The sequence below is a fragment of the Vibrio sp. Vb2131 genome (assembly GCF_033338535.1).
Lineage (GTDB): Bacteria > Pseudomonadota > Gammaproteobacteria > Enterobacterales > Vibrionaceae > Vibrio > Vibrio alginolyticus.
The window spans coordinates 35,280-52,589 of sequence record NZ_JAWOSW010000012.1; the positions used below are offsets into that span (position 1 = coordinate 35,280).

Annotated in this window: 12 protein-coding genes and 1 pseudogene; 9 read left to right on the forward strand and 4 right to left on the reverse strand. The window is 44.0% G+C overall.

Annotated features, from left to right (window positions below):
* Window positions 1–29 precede the first annotated feature (29 nt).
* The 5 genes from R7E38_RS13830 (at window position 30) to R7E38_RS13850 (ending at window position 2,464) form a co-directional block, all read left to right on the forward strand.
* Complete coding sequence (locus R7E38_RS13830; protein WP_005376770.1) at window positions 30–272, forward strand: hypothetical protein; 243 nt, start codon at window positions 30–32, stop codon at window positions 270–272.
* A gap of 199 nt (window positions 273–471) precedes the next feature.
* Window positions 472–1,035 carry a septation protein A gene (locus R7E38_RS13835; RefSeq protein ID WP_005376769.1) on the forward strand — a complete coding sequence of 188 codons (564 nt, stop codon included), beginning with the start codon at window positions 472–474 and terminating at the stop codon, window positions 1,033–1,035.
* A 225-nt stretch (window positions 1,036–1,260) separates the two neighbouring features.
* Complete coding sequence (yciA, locus tag R7E38_RS13840) at window positions 1,261–1,656, forward strand: acyl-CoA thioester hydrolase YciA (protein WP_005376768.1); 396 nt, start codon at window positions 1,261–1,263, stop codon at window positions 1,654–1,656.
* Between the two features lie 115 nt (window positions 1,657–1,771).
* Window positions 1,772–2,068 carry a YciI family protein gene (locus R7E38_RS13845; RefSeq protein WP_005376766.1) on the forward strand — a complete coding sequence of 99 codons (297 nt, stop codon included), beginning with the start codon at window positions 1,772–1,774 and terminating at the stop codon, window positions 2,066–2,068.
* Between the two features lie 3 nt (window positions 2,069–2,071).
* A complete protein-coding gene (locus R7E38_RS13850; protein WP_005376765.1) occupies window positions 2,072–2,464 on the forward strand; it encodes a GspS/AspS pilotin family protein in 393 nt (130 codons plus the stop codon).
* A 133-nt stretch (window positions 2,465–2,597) separates the two neighbouring features.
* Here R7E38_RS13850 and metE read toward each other — a convergent pair whose 3' ends face one another.
* On the reverse strand, window positions 2,598–4,880 hold the full coding sequence (gene metE, locus R7E38_RS13855) for a 5-methyltetrahydropteroyltriglutamate--homocysteine S-methyltransferase (RefSeq protein ID WP_025767259.1): 2,283 nt from the start codon (window positions 4,878–4,880) through the stop codon (window positions 2,598–2,600).
* Window positions 4,881–5,158: 278 nt separating this feature from the next.
* Here metE and metR point away from each other — a divergent pair, with 278 nt between their 5' ends.
* Window positions 5,159–6,070: an HTH-type transcriptional regulator MetR gene (gene metR, locus R7E38_RS13860; RefSeq protein WP_005376763.1), complete on the forward strand. Its 912-nt coding sequence runs from the start codon at window positions 5,159–5,161 to the stop codon at window positions 6,068–6,070.
* Between the two features lie 21 nt (window positions 6,071–6,091).
* Here metR and R7E38_RS13865 read toward each other — a convergent pair whose 3' ends face one another.
* The 3 genes and pseudogenes from R7E38_RS13865 to R7E38_RS13875 all read right to left on the reverse strand — a co-directional run bounded on the left by R7E38_RS13865 (window position 6,092) and on the right by R7E38_RS13875 (window position 9,699).
* Entirely contained in the window at window positions 6,092–6,292 is a 201-nt protein-coding gene (locus R7E38_RS13865; protein WP_005376762.1) for a DUF4250 domain-containing protein, read from the reverse strand.
* A gap of 152 nt (window positions 6,293–6,444) precedes the next feature.
* The gene (locus tag R7E38_RS13870; protein WP_005376761.1) at window positions 6,445–7,155 is read right to left on the reverse strand and encodes a hypothetical protein; all 711 of its coding nucleotides are present in this window, start codon (window positions 7,153–7,155) and stop codon (window positions 6,445–6,447) included.
* 87 nt (window positions 7,156–7,242) lie between these two features.
* Window positions 7,243–9,699 (reverse strand): annotated as a pseudogene (locus R7E38_RS13875) (EAL domain-containing protein).
* A gap of 425 nt (window positions 9,700–10,124) precedes the next feature.
* On the opposite strand from R7E38_RS13875, the gene R7E38_RS13880 reads away from it, so the two are divergent.
* The 3 genes from R7E38_RS13880 (at window position 10,125) to R7E38_RS13890 (ending at window position 17,178) form a co-directional block, all read left to right on the forward strand.
* Window positions 10,125–12,458, forward strand: a complete 2,334-nt coding sequence (locus R7E38_RS13880; RefSeq protein WP_226083576.1) for a YgiQ family radical SAM protein — start codon at window positions 10,125–10,127, stop codon at window positions 12,456–12,458.
* A gap of 262 nt (window positions 12,459–12,720) precedes the next feature.
* A complete protein-coding gene (locus tag R7E38_RS13885; protein WP_226083577.1) occupies window positions 12,721–16,230 on the forward strand; it encodes a T6SS effector BTH_I2691 family protein in 3,510 nt (1,169 codons plus the stop codon).
* Window positions 16,231–16,233: 3 nt separating this feature from the next.
* Window positions 16,234–17,178: a hypothetical protein gene (locus R7E38_RS13890; protein ID WP_226083578.1), complete on the forward strand. Its 945-nt coding sequence runs from the start codon at window positions 16,234–16,236 to the stop codon at window positions 17,176–17,178.
* Window positions 17,179–17,310 lie beyond the last annotated feature (132 nt).

The window sequence follows — 17,310 nt, forward strand, 5'->3', positions numbered from 1 at the left end:
TAGCGTATGAGCTTGATAAGGAGATCGCCATGTTACTTCATCGACATACATACTACGGCTTGATTCATCATGGAATCAAAACACTGTTACTTGATCGCTTAGGCCACTATACAGAAGAAGAGTATCATCAATATCTGAGCCTGATGACTGGTAAATCCACTTGCTTCACGATGTCTCTCGAAGAGCTAGAAGCAACGGTCGATAACTTACTACGGGAAGGCTATTTAGAAGATGTAAAAACGCTTATTTCCCAATATCAACGTGTGGCTTAAGGTTTAAAACTCTCAACTTTATTGCCGCCTCATCGCGGCAATTTTTATTCCTTCCATATGCTGTTTCGACATGGAAGAAGCTTGCGGGCTGTACGATATACTAAGCGTTACTATTCTTACCTTAACTTCCTCAGTATTCACATCTTGTCAGATTCCGTTAGACTGTCTTCAATTCAACAATTAGGTAGATTTTGCCATCATGAAGCAGATCCTAGACTTTATACCACTCATCGTTTTCTTCGCTTTATACAAGCTGTACGACATCTACGTGGCGACAGGTGCACTGATCGTAGCAACAGCCATTCAGCTTGTCGTCACCTATGCGCTGTATAAGAAAGTCGAAAAGATGCAGCTAATAACATTTGTTATCGTCACTATCTTCGGCGGCATGACCCTTTTCTTCCACGACGACAATTTTATAAAGTGGAAAGTCACCATCATTTACGCGATTCTGGCGATTGGCTTAGCAGTGAGCCACGCATTGGGAAAATCAGCCATCAAAGGTATGCTAGGCAAGGAAATTACGTTACCTGACGCTGTTTGGGCAAAGATTAACTGGGCTTGGGTTGGCTTCTTCTCATTCTTCGCTGGCCTAAACATTTATATTGCTTACGAATTGCCGTTGGATGTTTGGGTTAACTTCAAAGTATTTGGAATGTTGATCGCGACATTTGCCTACATGATTGCGACTGGCTTTTACATTTATAAACACATGCCAAAAGAACAAAAAAATAACTCATCCGATGTGTCCACTGATGATTAAAAACTCAGTTTTGCTATAATCCGCGACTTCACAGCGACCTTAGGGTCGCTGTTTTGCTCCATGTATCAGTAAACCGCTCAAACAACGTACCGTTTTCAGACCATTCTTGCTGCTGTAAACCAACTTTCTCTGGTCCGGTATCTGCGGTTTTTTAAGGACCTTTGGTTCTAGGTATTTACTATGTTGGCGCTTAGTTTGAGCGCCTTTAAGATTTAGGATGTCACAATGAGTCAAGAAATTAGCTCTCCGAAAGGTCAAATGCTGCTTCGTACCCTTGCAATGCCTGCAGATACAAACGCCAATGGCGATATTTTTGGCGGTTGGATAATGTCTCAGCTCGACTTAGCGGGCGCGATTCTGGCAAAAGAGATCTCTTGTGGTCGCGTTGTCACCGTTTCGGTATCAAGCATTACGTTCAAAAAACCTGTTGGTGTGGGCGATGTCGTATGCTGCTACGGCGAATGCACTAAGATCGGCCGCACATCCATGAGTGTCGATTTGGAAGTATGGGTCAAACCCGTCAAAGCTCACGGTGTTGGCGAACGCTTCATGGTTTGTGATGCGACCTTCAACTACGTAGCCATTGACAGTGAAGGTAAACCACGTCCGGTTCAGAATTAGTCAACCTACAACGCTAACAGTTAGAAAGGATCTCACATTTTCTGTTGTTCACTTGTGAGAGACACAAAAAAGGCGTTAAATTAACACTTTACCCTACCAATTAAGGAACTATGCTATGTGGTATGTCATCTTTTCACAGGACGTTGAGAACTCGTTGGAAAAACGCATGAGCGTTCGCCCACAACACTTGGATCGCTTACAAAAGCTACAAGACGAAGGTCGCCTTCTTACAGCTGGTCCGATGCCTGCGATAGATTCTGACAATCCTGGTGAAGCTGGATTTACGGGCTCAACTGTCATCGCTGAATTCGCCTCGCTAGAGGATGCTAAAGCGTGGGCAGAAGCCGATCCTTACGTAGCGGCTGGTGTTTACGATAATGTAATCGTGAAACCGTTCAAAAAAGTGTTTTAATTTATGAAAAAATTACTGTGTCTTTTCTTGGTATTTGGTGCTCTGGCTGGCTGCTCATCAACCGATGATAAGCAGCGCCAACTTGAGCTTATGGCATCAAACCGAGCAGGAGTCTTGTCAGCTGGTCTCCCTTTAGAGTACGGTCCACTGCAAATAATGCGTGTCTCATCCAACAAAAATGTTGTAGAGATGATGATGATTTATAACGATGGCGCCCTCGGTGCAAAGCCGTTAAATCAAGTACTGAATACCAGTATCTATACCTACTGCAGCAACCCAGAAGTTCGCAAGCAAATTGATATGGGCTTGATGTATCGTATTAAGGTACGTAATTCTCGCGGTCAGTTGATGGCAGATGAGTTGGTTTCAGCACAGACTTGTACTCAGGTGAAGTAGCTACAGTAATTTTTGTTGCTTTCGGCATGAGACGATGATTCGCTATTATTGGATAATCTGAAAACGAAAGTTAACAATTAAGAATAGAAAAACGGAGACCACAGTCTCCGTTTTTATTTGCTGTAACGACGTGTTACGCCAGCTCAGCACGGAGCTTCTTCGCCGCTGAAACCAGATTTGCCAATGCGGCTTCTGTCTCCTTCCAGTTTCGTGTTTTCAGACCACAATCTGGGTTTACCCACAAACGTTGAGCCGGAATTTTTTCTGCCGCTTTCTTGATTAAACCTTCAATCCATTCTTCCGTAGGAATGTTTGGTGAGTGAATGTCATAAACACCAGGGCCAATTTCGTTCGGGTAATTGAACTCTTCAAATGCTTTCAGCAACTCCATATTCGAGCGAGATGTTTCAATGGTAATGACGTCCGCATCGAGTGCCGCAACCGAATCAATGATTTCATTGAACTCGCTGTAACACATATGAGTGTGAATCTGAGTTTCTGGTTTTGCACTTGCCGCAGAGACCTTAAACGCATTTACGGCCCATTCTAAGTACGCTTTTTGATCGCGTTTTTTGAGTGGTAAACCTTCTCGAATGGCTGGCTCATCAATTTGAATGATATTGATGCCTGCATCTTGCAGGTCAGACACCTCATCACGCAGTGCCAAAGCAAGTTGCTGCGCAATTTCTTGACGTGTGATGTCTTCACGTGGGAACGTCCAACACAAAATCGTAACTGGTCCAGTCAACATGCCTTTCATCTGTTTGCTGGTTAGCGACTGGGCGTACGTCGACCATTCAACCGTGATCGGTTTTTCACGTTCAATGTCAGCAACTACAATGGCAGGTTTCACACAGCGAGAGCCATAACTCTGTACCCAACCAAATTTGGTCGTTTGAAAACCCGCCAAGTTCTCAGCGAAGTATTCCACCATGTCGTTACGCTCTGCTTCACCATGAACAAGCACATCTAGGTCGAGCGCCTCTTGACGTTTTACTGCGTCAGCAATATGTCCTTTAAGTGCTTGGATATATTCAGACTCAGATAATTGACCTGTACGATAAGCACTGCGCTGAACACGAATTTCACCCGTTTGAGGGAAAGAACCGATTGTCGTGGTTGGCAACAGAGGCAAGCCCAATACTTCAGCTTGATGCGCAGCACGCTCCGCGTAAGGTGCGCTGCGCTCGGCAAGTGACGCAGTAATACTGTTTAAACGTGCTTGAACTTGTGGCTTATTCACATGCGTTGCCGTTTTACGTGCTTTGATTGGCTGGCTGTAGGTATCACAAGCGAGAATCGCATCTTGATCACCATCGAGTGCGCGGCCAAGCAAGGCGACTTCTGTTACTTTTTGTTTTGCGAACGCAAACCAGCTTTTCACTTCCTCACTGAGTTCTGTTTCCTGTTCCAGATCAACCGGGCTATGTAGCAAAGAGCATGAGCTCGCAACCCAAAGGTTGTCGCCCAGTTTTTCTTTTACTGGCTGTAGACGTTCAAGTTGCGCACTCAAATCCGAGCGCCACACGTTACGACCGTTGACCACGCCAGCAGACAGCACCCACCCCTCCGGTAGTTTGGCAACCACGTCGTCAAGCTGCTGAGGCGCGGCAGATAAATCGATATGTAAACCATCCACTGGTAGCTTTACAATTTTGTCTAGCGTATCGCTTATAGAGTCAAAGTACGTCGTTAGCAGCACTTTTACATCGCTTCGAATCACTTGGTACGCTAGCTTGAACGCATCAGCCCATTTGCTTTCTAGCTCCAGTGACAAAATTGGCTCATCAATCTGAACCCACTCAACACCTTGACTTGCGAGCTTTGCCAAAATAGCTTGGTAAGCCGTAAGCAATCGTGGCAGTAGCGTCAGGCGATCGAACCCTTCTTCTACCTCTTTACCTAAGTAAAGATAACTGACTGGACCAAGCAAAACTGGCTTCACTTTATGCCCAGCTTGGGTTGCTTCGTTGACTTCTTCAAACAGTTGAGGCCAACTCACTTCAAATGTATCGTCCTTGCTAAATTCAGGTACGATGTAGTGGTAGTTTGTGTTGAACCATTTAGTCATATCCGATGCTGCAGCGCCCGCACAGCCGCAACCCGCTTGAGATTGACCGCGACCCACTTTGAATAGCGTATCCAAATCAGGGAAACCGTCTGCGTGACGTTTTGGCACGTGACCCAGTAACAACGTGGTCGTCAGTACATGATCGTACCAAGCAAAATCGCCAGCGGTGGTAAAACTCAAGCCAGCATCTGTTTGCGTTTGCCAGTTTTTAGCGCGCAGATCTGCTCCAACCTTTTTAAGCTCTGCTTGATCAATTTCTCCGCGCCAGTATTTTTCCTGAACGAATTTTAATTCTCGTTTTTCACCGATGCGTGGATAACCTAGTACGTGCGTTGTTGTAGCCATGTCCCTATTCCTTTTTCAATCTTGTTTAATTTGTTTGGGTCAGAGTATCTTTCGTCATGAAAGATGTCTGGATGGCTAAACTATCGCTCTCATCTGCGGTTTGAACAACGTCCATTTATTCAACTTGTTTATTAAAAAAATTCATCATGAGGCGACATGATTCGCAAATAAACACAACAAATAGACGTCTAGACGTTTACATATCCATTTTTTGTCGTTAAGTTATTTACACGATTGCTATTCTGTTCATAGCGAGCAACAAAGGATGAAAGGAATTCATGATAGAGCTAAAACATTTGCGGACACTCACTTCGCTTCGAGACACTGGCTCTCTAACGGCAACAGCGACCGCTTTACATCTCACTCAGTCGGCACTGTCTCATCAGATCAAAGATTTGGAGGCGCGAATTGGAGGGCAACTGTTCCTGAGAAAGACTCGTCCGGTGAAGTTCACTTCAGAGGGAGAAATCCTATTGCGTCTTGCAGAAGATATCCTTCCGAAACTCGCAAGAGCAGAAAATGATTTAGCGAGCTTGAAAGAAGACGTCAATGGCCGATTACATATGGCCATTGAATGTCACTCTTGCTTCCAATGGCTAATGCCTGCACTTAGGGAGTACCAACTTGCTTGGCCTAGCGTAACATTGGACTTTTCCTCTGGTTTTGGCTTTGAACCACTCCCTGCTCTATTGGCAGGCGAACTCGATCTCGTTATTACTTCCGATATCCAACCTCGATCTGAAGTCCACTACGAGCCTCTATTCGACTTTGAAATGCGTTTAATTACCGCAACCAACCACCCATTGGCGGAAAAAGAAATTATTGATCCGCAAGATCTCGCAGATCAAACCATGCTCTCTTATCCGGTTCAAAAACAAAGGCTAGACGTCGTAAAACACTTTCTTCAGCCAGCAGGAATAGAACCTGCGAAATGGAAGCAAGCCGACAATACTCTCATGCTAGTTCAGATGGTCTCTGCTGGATTAGGGGTGGCGGCACTACCCAATTGGGCGATTTCTGAATTTTCTCGCCAAGGTCTTATTACCAGTAAACCTTTCGGCCAAGGCTTATGGCGTCGCTTGTTTGCAGCAACGCGTCACTCAGAGAAAGAGAAGCGTTACTTACAAGCTTTTTTCGCAACCGCGAGGCTACAATGTAAAAGCCACCTTGACGGAATCAAGGTGGCTTAAAAGATTTGGGTGATGAAAGGCTTAGCGTTGATATGCTTTAAATTGGTTAGTCAATGGATCGTACTGATAACCGAGCATATCAAGCTTGCCGACTACAGACTCTACATCCATCTCATACACTGATACTAACTCGTCAAAACTGTCGCACTCTAAACGTAGCTTTTCGTTGACGATACCTAGCAAAATAGTGCTGTCCAGATTACCTACATTGCTTAAATCCATCGCGACTCTCCTCTTCGACAAGGTATATAAACAAGCGTAGTAGTAATCACGCGAATTTAAAGTGAGTGCGATCTAAAACGTGATCACCTTATACCCAAGCACCAAGAAAGCACTTGGATATAAGCCGTCTAGCTTTGTCTTTAGAATAGAGGTTAAGCCGCGAGAGAGAATAAACCTTGCAGGCTCGTCATCGACGCGAGTGCTAGAAACAAGGCAACGCTCAGTTGCACCTTTTCTGGTTTCTTATGCGTAAAAATATGCCAACACCACACAATAATTGAAGAAATTAGCATAGCTAAAGACAGCAAGATCGGCTGTGTCGCAGCGTTTAGTGTGGCTTCATTTAACTGGTAAGAAGCAAACAACGTTGCGATGACTAATAGCATTCCAGACACAATGCCAGTAACTGGTAAAATGCGGTGAAATGCCTGTAATCTGCTGCGAGCTATCGTAAGTAGCAATTGAGAAAATGACGCCCCAAGGAAAAATATCATTAGCGCCATCGCTATCGATGCTGGCCAGCTTGATTGCTCAAATACTTGAATACTCACATACGCAAAGGCCAAACCATTCGCTAAATGCATCGCCCATAGTGGCCCTTTTTCACGCGTTTTCTTGGTTTGAACCTGAGAATAGAAGTAGAAAATAGCAAACACGATCATAAATGCTTCAATGCGAAGTGACGCAACAGCGAGCCACAATACAGCTACTGCAGGCAACATTTTATGAAGACGTCCTCGCTGACCAGGACAAATATCGCCCTTGATTAGAAGCAAAGTCAGTAGCGCTTGTGCGCCAAATAGCATCGGAGGGAAAGTAACCAGCAATTGTTGAATCATGTTGAATGCACGCTCAAAAGTCATTTTGGGGGGGCGATAATATCAAATCAACTATCGCCAAACCACCGAAAGTCGGCCCCCAAATGAGCTAAAACGGTAAGACAATTTTATTCACAGAGAAGCAAGATACTTCAACGCGTCTTCCTGCGTTAAAACTCCACGGTACTCTTCTTTGGTATTACACAATACCCAAGGGAAACGAATGCCGGTTTTAACCAACTCTCGAATAACAGAGACAGGTAAATCCTCATCAACCAACACAAATTCGGTGCTCATTATCTGATTAACAGGACGTTTCCAAATTCGGCTTTCTCGTTCAGTTTCTCGCTCTGTTCCCATCGAAGGTGTTAGGTGTAAATTCACCGTCTCTTTCGTAATTAACCCAACACAACGATTTTCATTGAGAACAACTAAAGGCGAGCTTGGATTCAAATTCATGTACTCCACTGCCAAGGAGAGCGGTTCTCCAGGGTCCATAGACCTGACTTGTTCATGGCTCACAGATTGCAACACATCACTTTGCTTAGACTCAATCGCGATGTCAGAGAACAGATGCTCATAACTGTCCGCTTTATCCATCAAATCGACAGGCACGGCAGCAGAAAATAGAAAGCCCTGCATGTAATCGACACCGATTTCTGCCAATACTTGAAGTTCTTGCTTAGATTCCACGCCTTCAGCAACCACTTTTACATTCATTTGCTGTGCAAGCTCGGTGACCATTTTCACAATGTTATAGCTGGTGCTCCCTTTATGAATGTTCTTGATGAATTTTCGGTCTATTTTCAGTAAATCAAACTGCCCTTTTTCTAGATAAGAAAAAGAAGAATACCCAGTACCGAAGTCATCAATCGCGATCTCAATGCCCTCTTTCCGCACTTCCTCTAGAGCTCGAGTATGCTCCTCATCTTGTTCAAAATACGCGGTTTCTGTTAGCTCGATAGTTACTCGCTTAGGGTCTACACCACTGGCTTTAATCAAATCATGCGACCGCTGAAGGATCTGAAGAGAATCCAATTTCGTATTGAGGGAGCGATTGATGGTCACGCCCACTTCCTCGCCATAAATTTCTTGTAAGCGCGGAAAGTGCTTCAACGCAGCTTGGCAGACCACATCATCAAGTGCCGCTATGAGTTCTAGATCTTCAATAATAGCGATCATCTTCTGCGTACAATACGCATCATTTTCATCATAGAAGCGTGCGAGGGCCTCGAACTTAACCACTCTTCCGGTTTGAACGTCGATAATCGGTTGAAAGTAAACGTCCACTAGTCCACTCTCTATTTGCGCCTCCAAAAACGCCTCGAGATGTTGGCGCTTCACTAATTCAGAGTGAAGTTCACTGTCGTAAAAGTTGAAATAGCTGCCTTCACCGGAAATAGAGGACAACATCGCTTGCGCTGCATGTGCTAGCGCTTGTCTTGGTCGGTTCGTATCATAGCCAAGGATTGACACACCAGTTTGGCCTTTAACGATAGTGGCATGCATTTTTGTGCCCATTTCATTTCTAAGCTCATTAAAGAATCCTTTCATGGCAATTTGGATCAAACGAACCGGGCTCAACCATTGACAATGAGGGGTCTGCAAGCATACGACAAACACGTCCCGAGATAACTGCCCCGCAATACTGGTGTAGCGACTTCGCATAATAAAATCTGCAAAACCTAATTGCTGTTCAAGCAAGTATCTCTCCGAAAACTTGGGTCTGAGTGTCATAACAATGTTGAGTTCTTTATTTCTGCTTTCATTCGCTAAGGTAGCTAATTGGAGTTCAAATTCTTTCCTCGTTGGTAAAAAGGCAGCCCAATCATGCTGTTGTTCACAACGATTTTTCATCCACTACAACGAAGCAGAAATATCCGTAGAAAACCCGAGATAAAGAATTCGTCCAGAATGAAACGTAAGTCGGTAAATACAAAGATGATGAGCTTGGTTGCTACCGTTTGCTGTTTTGCTCAGCAAGTTACCACACCAACATCCTTCATCATTAATTTGCTGCCACAACTGATCATAAAACGCTTGGCTATGGTGAGAGGTACTGAAAATATGAGTTTTAAGCCCAACCAGATCTCGGTTTTGATAGCCCATTTGTAACTCAAAGGCACGGTTACAACCTAAGATGCGCGTATCTTCATCGGCAACTAAAACGCCCACATTCGGCAAATCAAAAATCGTTTCGAGGATTGTCGCTAACTCCTCGCAACCAGTGATTGTTAATTGTGGAATGATAGTGCCTTGGATAATGCGCTTATTGAGCCTTTCAAAACTAATAGTAACGTGCACTAAGTTAACGTTTTTTAGCATCATGCAACAAGAAAACCGCCCCCGTCCGCCAAAGAGTTCCACTTCTAGAATTCGTTGTTTTAGCGTTTCTTGTTGCCCCATCAGCATATGATCAAACAAGTTATTTAGGCTGGTTACTGACGTACTTATCCCAAATGCCTTTGCCATTCCTTGCTGATCACATTCGAACTCGCGAGTATCAATATCGTAAGACCACTCTATAACAGGAGTTAGACTGGAAGTCGTTTGCATTTTTGGATGCACTGTTGTCGTAGATTCACTCATACCCTAGCCCCTTTTTTTGTAATTAGCCCAAGGCTCAAAATTCACAGTCAATTCGCGACATTCCAGTTGGGACCTGCCGATCCTCTTTATAGATGGATTGTGTCAACGATAAGCCTATCGACTTAGAACTATTTCCAGAGCAGCTCAGCCTTTTGCATTTAATATGCACTAATTTGATTATAGGCTTTACCCCATATAAACACACCATTGCTTATGCTTTGTATTAAGATTGCGACATTTTTCATGAACCGATCTATAACCATGAGGCTTTCAAGGTGAAATTAGACAGAAAATCGCCGATAGAGCATTGATATTTTTACAAACCAAATAAAACTCGATGAACTAAGCTTGAATAGATGAGTTTGTTATAGATACCTGATAATCAAATCGCTATAATTCGCGCTCCCTGGAACAGAGAGCAAAATATGACCAATAACATCACTCCTATTCATGAGTACAAAAAATACTGGGCAGAGTGTTTTGGTACGGCACCTTTCTTGCCGACCAGTCGCAAAGAAATGGATGCCCTAGGATGGGATAGCTGTGACATTATCATTGTAACCGGTGACGCTTATGTGGATCACCCAAGCTTTGGTATGGCTATCATTGGCCGCCTGCTAGAAGCACAAGGTTTTCGTGTCGGTATCATTGCTCAACCAGAATGGCAAAATAAAGATGCGTTCATGCAACTTGGTAAGCCAAATCTGTTCTTCGGGATCACTGCGGGTAACATGGACTCCATGATCAACCGATACACCGCGGATAAAAAGCTTCGTCACGATGACGCGTACACACCGAATAACGAAGGTGGTAAACGCCCAGACCGCGCGACTTTGGTATACTCTCAACGTTGTCGTGAGGCTTACAAAGAAGTACCTATTGTTTTAGGTGGTATCGAAGCCAGCCTACGCCGTGTGGCACACTACGATTACTGGTCAGATAAAGTTCGTCGTTCAGTACTGTTTGATGCAAAAGCAGACATCCTACTTTTTGGTAACGCAGAACGCGCACTTGTCGAAGTAGCACATCGCATCGCAAACGGCGAAGACATCAGCACCATGACCAATATTCGTGGTACTGCCGTGAACTTGCCAGCGGCGCCAGAAGGCTACACGGTTATTGATTCTTCTCGCATTGAAAAACCTCGTAAAGAAGCGTTCGTACCAAAGAACCCATACGAAGTAGAAACTCAGTGTGAAACTAAAAAAGACGAGCCAGTTGCACAACCAATCACGATTCGCCCATCACGCCACGATGCTGCGACGACTGCGGTCCGTTTACCTTCGTTTGAAAAGCTAAGAAACGATCGCATTCTTTATGCGCATGCAAGCCGTGTATTGCATCTAGAAACGAACCCGTACTCTGGTCGAGCGTTACTTCAAAGCCATGGTGATCGTGAACTTTGGGTAAACCAAGCTCCAATTCCATTGACGACCGAAGAGATGGACTTTGTGTTTGGCCTGCCTTACGCGCGTGTCCCTCACCCTATGTACGGGAAAGCAAAAATTCCTGCGTACGACATGATCAAGACGTCTGTGAACATCATGCGTGGTTGCTTTGGTGGCTGTTCTTTCTGTTCGATTACCGAGCATGAAGGTCGAATCATTCAAAACCGTTCGAAAGAGTCTATCATCAACGAGATTGAAGAAATTCGCGACAAAGTTCCAGGCTTTACCGGCACAATTTCCGATCTTGGTGGCCCGACTGCAAACATGTACCGCCTGGGCTGTAAAGATCCAAAAGCGGAAGCGAACTGTCGTCGTCCTTCTTGTGTATTCCCGGGCATCTGTAACAAGCTAAACACAGACCACAAACACACGATCGATTTATACCGCGAAGCGCGTAAAGTTGAAGGCGTGAAGAAAGTGATGGTTGCATCTGGCGTACGTTACGACCTTGCGATTGAATCACCAGAATACGTGAAAGAGCTCGTGACTCACCACGTAGGCGGTTACTTGAAGATTGCACCGGAACATACAGAGAAAGGTCCTCTTGATCTGATGATGAAGCCAGGCATGGGTACGTACGATCGCTTTAAAGAGATGTTCGAGAAATACAGTGCAGAAGCAGGCAAGAAGCAGTACTTAATCCCTTATTTTATCTCTGCGCACCCAGGCACAGAAGACGAAGACATGCTGAACCTTGCTCTGTGGCTGAAAAAGAACAACTTCGAATGTGATCAAGTACAAAACTTCTACCCTTCGCCAATGTGTAACGCAACGTCGATGTACTACTCAGAGACAAACCCTCTGAAACGCGTGAAGTACAAAAAACGTGAAGATGTACCTGTAGCAAAAGGTGAACGTCAACGTCGCCTGCATAAAGCGCTGTTGCGTTATCACGATCCAGCAAACTGGCCAATGATCCGTGAAGCCCTAATCAGTATGGGTAAAAAACATTTGATTGGTGACAAACAAGGCTGTCTCGTTCCTGCAGAAGACATTGAAGCACAAACACCTGCGCAACGTCGTAAATCTGGTCGTCACGGGGCAAACCGCTTTGCAACCAAACATACCAAAAACCAACCAGGCTTCGGTGGTCATTTGAACAAACGTTCTGAAGGCGGTTCAAAAGATGGTAAACCATCTGGCAACCGTAACGGTTCGGGCAAAGCTACAGGTGGTCAACGCCCTGCAAGCAACGGCCAACGTCCTAGCGGCAACGGTGCAAACCGCCCGGCAGGTAGCAAGCCACAAGGCCAAGGTCGCCCACAAGGACAAGGCAAACTAGCTGGTCAACGTAAACCAAAGCGTCGCTAATTATTTAGAGCTTAAATACTAGAAAGGGCTCCAGAGTTAACTCTGGAGCCCTTTTGTTTTGTCAGCTCATTGAGGCATCACTCACAACTCAAACTTTGATTCAATCAATACAAAAAATGGTAAACACCAACCAACTTATTGGAAAAACAAACAATTATTTGATTGAAGCAAAACCATAAAAATATAACTCATTGATTTTTAATTGCTTTATTTTGGTGCGATATTTGCGTAACAGAGTAAAACTCTTAAACATGGGCTAACGATGAATAATCCACTTCCCCCAAAAACTTCTATGTTCTGGTATGACAACAGCTATACCTATGAGGAGGCCGTTCAGGCATTTGAAAGAGATGGTACACTGAAATCGCTGAATATCGTTCCAACCACGGAATCCGATGATCTTGCTGGCTCACCCCCAGAGCGCAGTATGTTTTGGGAGGGAGAAACAAAAAAAATCGATCCGCCACCGCCGTCTGAACCAGAGCCTCTCAATTTAAAAACTGAGAAAGAAGCAACGGAAGCATCACCTGCGCACTTTATCCCAGTCCGCTATGCCATCGATCAGCTAGAAACAGAAGAGACACAACCTTTTGGTTTGCCTGAAGAATGGAAAGGCCAAGGCCCAGCCAAACTCAATACCGTTGGTTACACCCTGCGTCAACTGCGCGACGGTTGGCTGTATGTGTATGATGCAATCAACAAAAGCTTAGACGAATACGAAATCAAAGGAACGCAATTCACGCTCTATAAGTTGGGAGAGTCAGAAAGCCCAAAATCAGAGCAGCGTGGGACACCACAAGATGCAAAGCCCTTTCTTACTTACGTCAACGGAAGCGTACTATCGATTTGCTTCTCTGAGCACCGGTGGACATGGCACACGTTCATGCGCGTACTTAACAATCCGAATAATCATATCGATCGCATGCAAACCATTGTTCTGTCCTCAAACGAGAATCAGCACAACATTGCACCAATAGATAAGTTAACCCAAGTCGCTGATATTGAATCTTCTGCCGTCGATGATGATCGCTTTGCGGATTCTGGCATCGCCACCAAAGCAGATGAAGATGGTTCTGTCTTTAAACCTGTCGTAGTCGAAAGCGATTTAACCTCTGCGATTCCAGAAGAAGAATCAGGCTACTTCGTCGCGATAAAAGATTACGCCGCAGACATTCAAGATATGTCACTGCATTTTGTTGGTGCCGCAAGCCCTTACCGCCTTTTCACTGACCAGTTTTCAAACCAGTGGAACTTGATGCAGACCGCCATGCAGCTGTGCATGTTCGGGGCAAGCGACAATATAGACATGCCTACAGGAGTAAAGCGCAAAAACCAAGAGCTTGAATTCTATATGGACATGGCGGATTACTATGACAACTCAACAATGGTTGACCTTACCAGTGAATCTCAAGCAGCTATCATCAAAGGAATGCCGTCTTCATTTTCCCAGCAAGCTATCGATGATTACCAAAAATCCACTTCAGAAATAGCAGAGGCCATACAGAAAAAATATGGCATTTCAGCAAACCGATTTGGTAAATACGAGCAATGGATAGCGACTGAACGCTGGCGCAAGCAACTCAACTGGAAGCAAATGCTGAGCGAGATGCAAGAGCTGTCAGAACAAAAAGAAACCATGCTAGCCCAAGTGGTTTCGGTCAAACGCGACTTTATCGCAGTAATGGAGTCCTTAACGCCGCATCATCTCGAAAGAACCTTCGACCTATACAGCGAAGACACGCAGTACAGCTTGTATCAACTACACAAGCAAGCGGTTGAGTCATTTACTTTGGTGATACAAGAAGAAGACCGCCAATGGGCTGAAAGCCAATGGGAGAAACCAACCAGTTTACTTGCTCTCTATGCCTCTGGGTTTAGCCGAAGCTTATTTAAAGTAATAGAGAAGAATATTACCGAGGCGCAGAATGAACAGTCGATCGCCTCGGAATATTCTGATGCTGATAATAAGTTGATGGACCAGATCTCTGCTACCAGCAACCGTGTGAGCATGTACTCTAAGATCATGGATTTTGTTTCCAACCCAAACACTGCGGAAACGGACTTTCTCAAGGATATCGCCAAAGGTTTCCAAGAGCTCGATATTATCTTTAAATCTGCAATAGGTGCGCTTGCAAAAGGCGTTATAGAGTTTGGCGTTAGCTTGACCTCACAAGCATCGATTATGCTGATGCCTGTTTTTGCTAAACCTCTGAACCGCCATAGCTATTATCTGTTTGCTGTTATAGCAGAGCATATGGCACACAATATGCCAGTTACTTTAAATGAAAGCTACGCTCGCGATTTTAAAAAATGGAAAACACGCGTAAATGATTACCCAAGTGAGCTCAAGAAAAACGATGCGGTCATTGCTGACTTCCAGAAAAACAACCGCAAAGCCGACTCTAAATACACAACAGCTTTAAAAAATAAAAAGAGAATTAAGAAGGCACTCGCTGTGGCTACATTGGAGTACCCACAGCGTATTGAATTACCCGATGATCTACCGCAAAGAACCGTCGAGCTTAGAACTCGGATCGCTATGAATAAGCTCGATGATTTGAATAAACTGTTCGAGAATGCCGGTGGTCTAGGCTTTATGGCATTAGTATTTAACTGCATCGCGCTTGGTGATGCCATGAGTAGTATCCAAGACACAGGGTTAATGTCCTCAGATGAATTCTTGGATATTCAGCAAAAGCTATTTTATGCAGCCAATGCTTGGACGGGTATTCGTACAGGGAAGTTATGGGATAAGGTTAAAGGGAGTGACGAACTCAGAAAACACTCACTGAAAACTATCAAAAAGTTAGTAGCTCGAAATACAAAAGGCTTTGAAAACCTGATTATTGATGACTTAAAGGTATTCAATAAATGGCTAGCTGTAACCGGAGTTATTGGAGCTCTTGCTTCAGGGATAGAGGCCTATCGCTCATGGAAGAAAATTGACGGCTTGTACGGCAACGCGAGAGTTGTCGAATACTTCAACTTTGCATCTTTAGTTGGATTGACACTTATTGGTGGATTTCAAGCTATCGGCGGAATAACAGGCATATGGTCGGCAAACATTCTCTTTGGAGGACCAATAATGTTTGTCATTATGGGCCTCACTGCGGTTTATCTTCTCAGTAATCATATCATGAGTAAACTTAAACAAGACGATTATCAAAAATGGTTAGATAAACTTCCTTGGGGCTATCACCCAGATAAAGCCCTTTGGAGTCAATCCTCAAGCTTGGTAGAGAGAGAAAAGCATAACTCTTCTTTAGTACAAGAGGCCCTTTTTGAGTTAAAAACCATAATGGATAAACCTTTAATCTGCCAAATACCAATGATGCGTACCGTTCCGAATTCAACAACACAATATCCAGCAGCAAAACAAGAACTGTTTGGTATTGAGCTACATATCCAAGTTCCCACTAATAATGCAAGAGATGGCATAAAACTTCGGACAAATACTTCTGTAACAGAGGGGGGACTGATGTCGGGAGCTTGGTACACAGGAGTAGACCTAGAAACGTTGAATAGTTCAAAGGATTCCTCAGATTCTCAAAGTGTCTATAAATTGACTCTACCAATGAAAGACTCAGCTAACTATCTAGCATTTGAGATTGAATACATCCTTGATGATAAAAACGAATTAAGCCGTAAGTACTGGTTCCAAAATAATGCAAAACAGCGTGCAACTTATACGGCGATTTCAGACAATACTAAACAAGCAACGATCAGAAGTTCATTAACTTCAGATGCTAGTGAACTTAGCTTACAGGAGTAACCCTTGGCTTATTTACCTTTTTACATCACGCCAGACGAGCTTTCGGCTTATCAAGAAGAACAAGAGCAACAAATTCTAAAGGGGAAAGATCTCACAACCTGGCACAAGCACGATATTGAAGAGCCTTTTCGATACTTATACCTATCGATTGCTATAGCCGCTGTCAGTCCAATATTTTTCCTTACCTATTTCCTACATGATAACAGTGACATGATCTTAACTTATATTTTATCGGGTCTAACGATAATTATGTCTGGTGTATCTTATCTGACATTTGGTTTGGACAATCGTTATGATTACATCTTGTCCGATCGCGGATTGGTTATAAAAAAGCGACGTGATTTACCGAATTGGGTCAACTCTGCGACTCAAGCCATGGGCTGGATTGGAGCAATAGTTTGTGTCGTGATGGTTGGGGTTGCTGGACCCATGGTTCTTGCCGGAGCTGGTGGGTTTATATTGGTTTCATTTGGTATGCTTAAACGACAGCCTGATGAAGCAACAGAAGTGAGAGTAGGCGAACGAGAAGATTGGCTGTTTGCGGACTACAACAAGAAAAGGAAAGTGATCCAATTCTATTTTAAGCAGGACATATGCAGATATCGAGATACTGCTCATAATACTATCTTTCGCTCACAAGATAGATCAGATTGTTATGTTTTCTTTAAAACTGAAGCAGATTTAGAATCCATGGTCGCGCAACTGTCAAAGGTCTACAAGCTGGATTGTACAGAGGTAGATGACCACAAAAAGCTGTTTGAATCGAAGCCAGAATCAAGGCTCTTTAGTATTCCGGTTTGTAGTAGAGAATATCAAACCGAAGAGGTATTTGATTTAAGGGCGTCAAATGCCCCACTTCCTGAGCGTGAATACCTTTACAACGGCAAGTGGCAAACGGAATCTGAGATTGAAAAATCAAAATCTGAACTAACGGCAGCCAAGGTATAAACCTTGGCTTGTTTACCTTTTACATCCCCCCATGAAAAGCTTTAGGTTTACTCTGATGTACAAAAAGAAAAATTGGTTCAAATAACGAATTTTTAACTCGAGGATAGGAGAGTAAGCCCGAACCTTCTATCC

Coding starts and splice junctions, on each gene's coding strand:
- metR (WP_005376763.1), top strand. CDS start 5,159: ATGATAGAGCTAAAACATTTGCGGACACTCACTTCGCTTCGAGACACT.
- R7E38_RS13830 (WP_005376770.1), top strand. CDS start 30: ATGTTACTTCATCGACATACATACTACGGCTTGATTCATCATGGAATC.
- R7E38_RS13885 (WP_226083577.1), top strand. CDS start 12,721: ATGAATAATCCACTTCCCCCAAAAACTTCTATGTTCTGGTATGACAAC.
- yciA (WP_005376768.1), top strand. CDS start 1,261: ATGAGTCAAGAAATTAGCTCTCCGAAAGGTCAAATGCTGCTTCGTACC.
- R7E38_RS13865 (WP_005376762.1), bottom strand. CDS start 6,292: ATGGATTTAAGCAATGTAGGTAATCTGGACAGCACTATTTTGCTAGGT.
- R7E38_RS13850 (WP_005376765.1), top strand. CDS start 2,072: ATGAAAAAATTACTGTGTCTTTTCTTGGTATTTGGTGCTCTGGCTGGC.
- R7E38_RS13835 (WP_005376769.1), top strand. CDS start 472: ATGAAGCAGATCCTAGACTTTATACCACTCATCGTTTTCTTCGCTTTA.
- metE (WP_025767259.1), bottom strand. CDS start 4,880: ATGGCTACAACAACGCACGTACTAGGTTATCCACGCATCGGTGAAAAA.
- R7E38_RS13880 (WP_226083576.1), top strand. CDS start 10,125: ATGACCAATAACATCACTCCTATTCATGAGTACAAAAAATACTGGGCA.
- R7E38_RS13870 (WP_005376761.1), bottom strand. CDS start 7,155: ATGACTTTTGAGCGTGCATTCAACATGATTCAACAATTGCTGGTTACT.
- R7E38_RS13845 (WP_005376766.1), top strand. CDS start 1,772: ATGTGGTATGTCATCTTTTCACAGGACGTTGAGAACTCGTTGGAAAAA.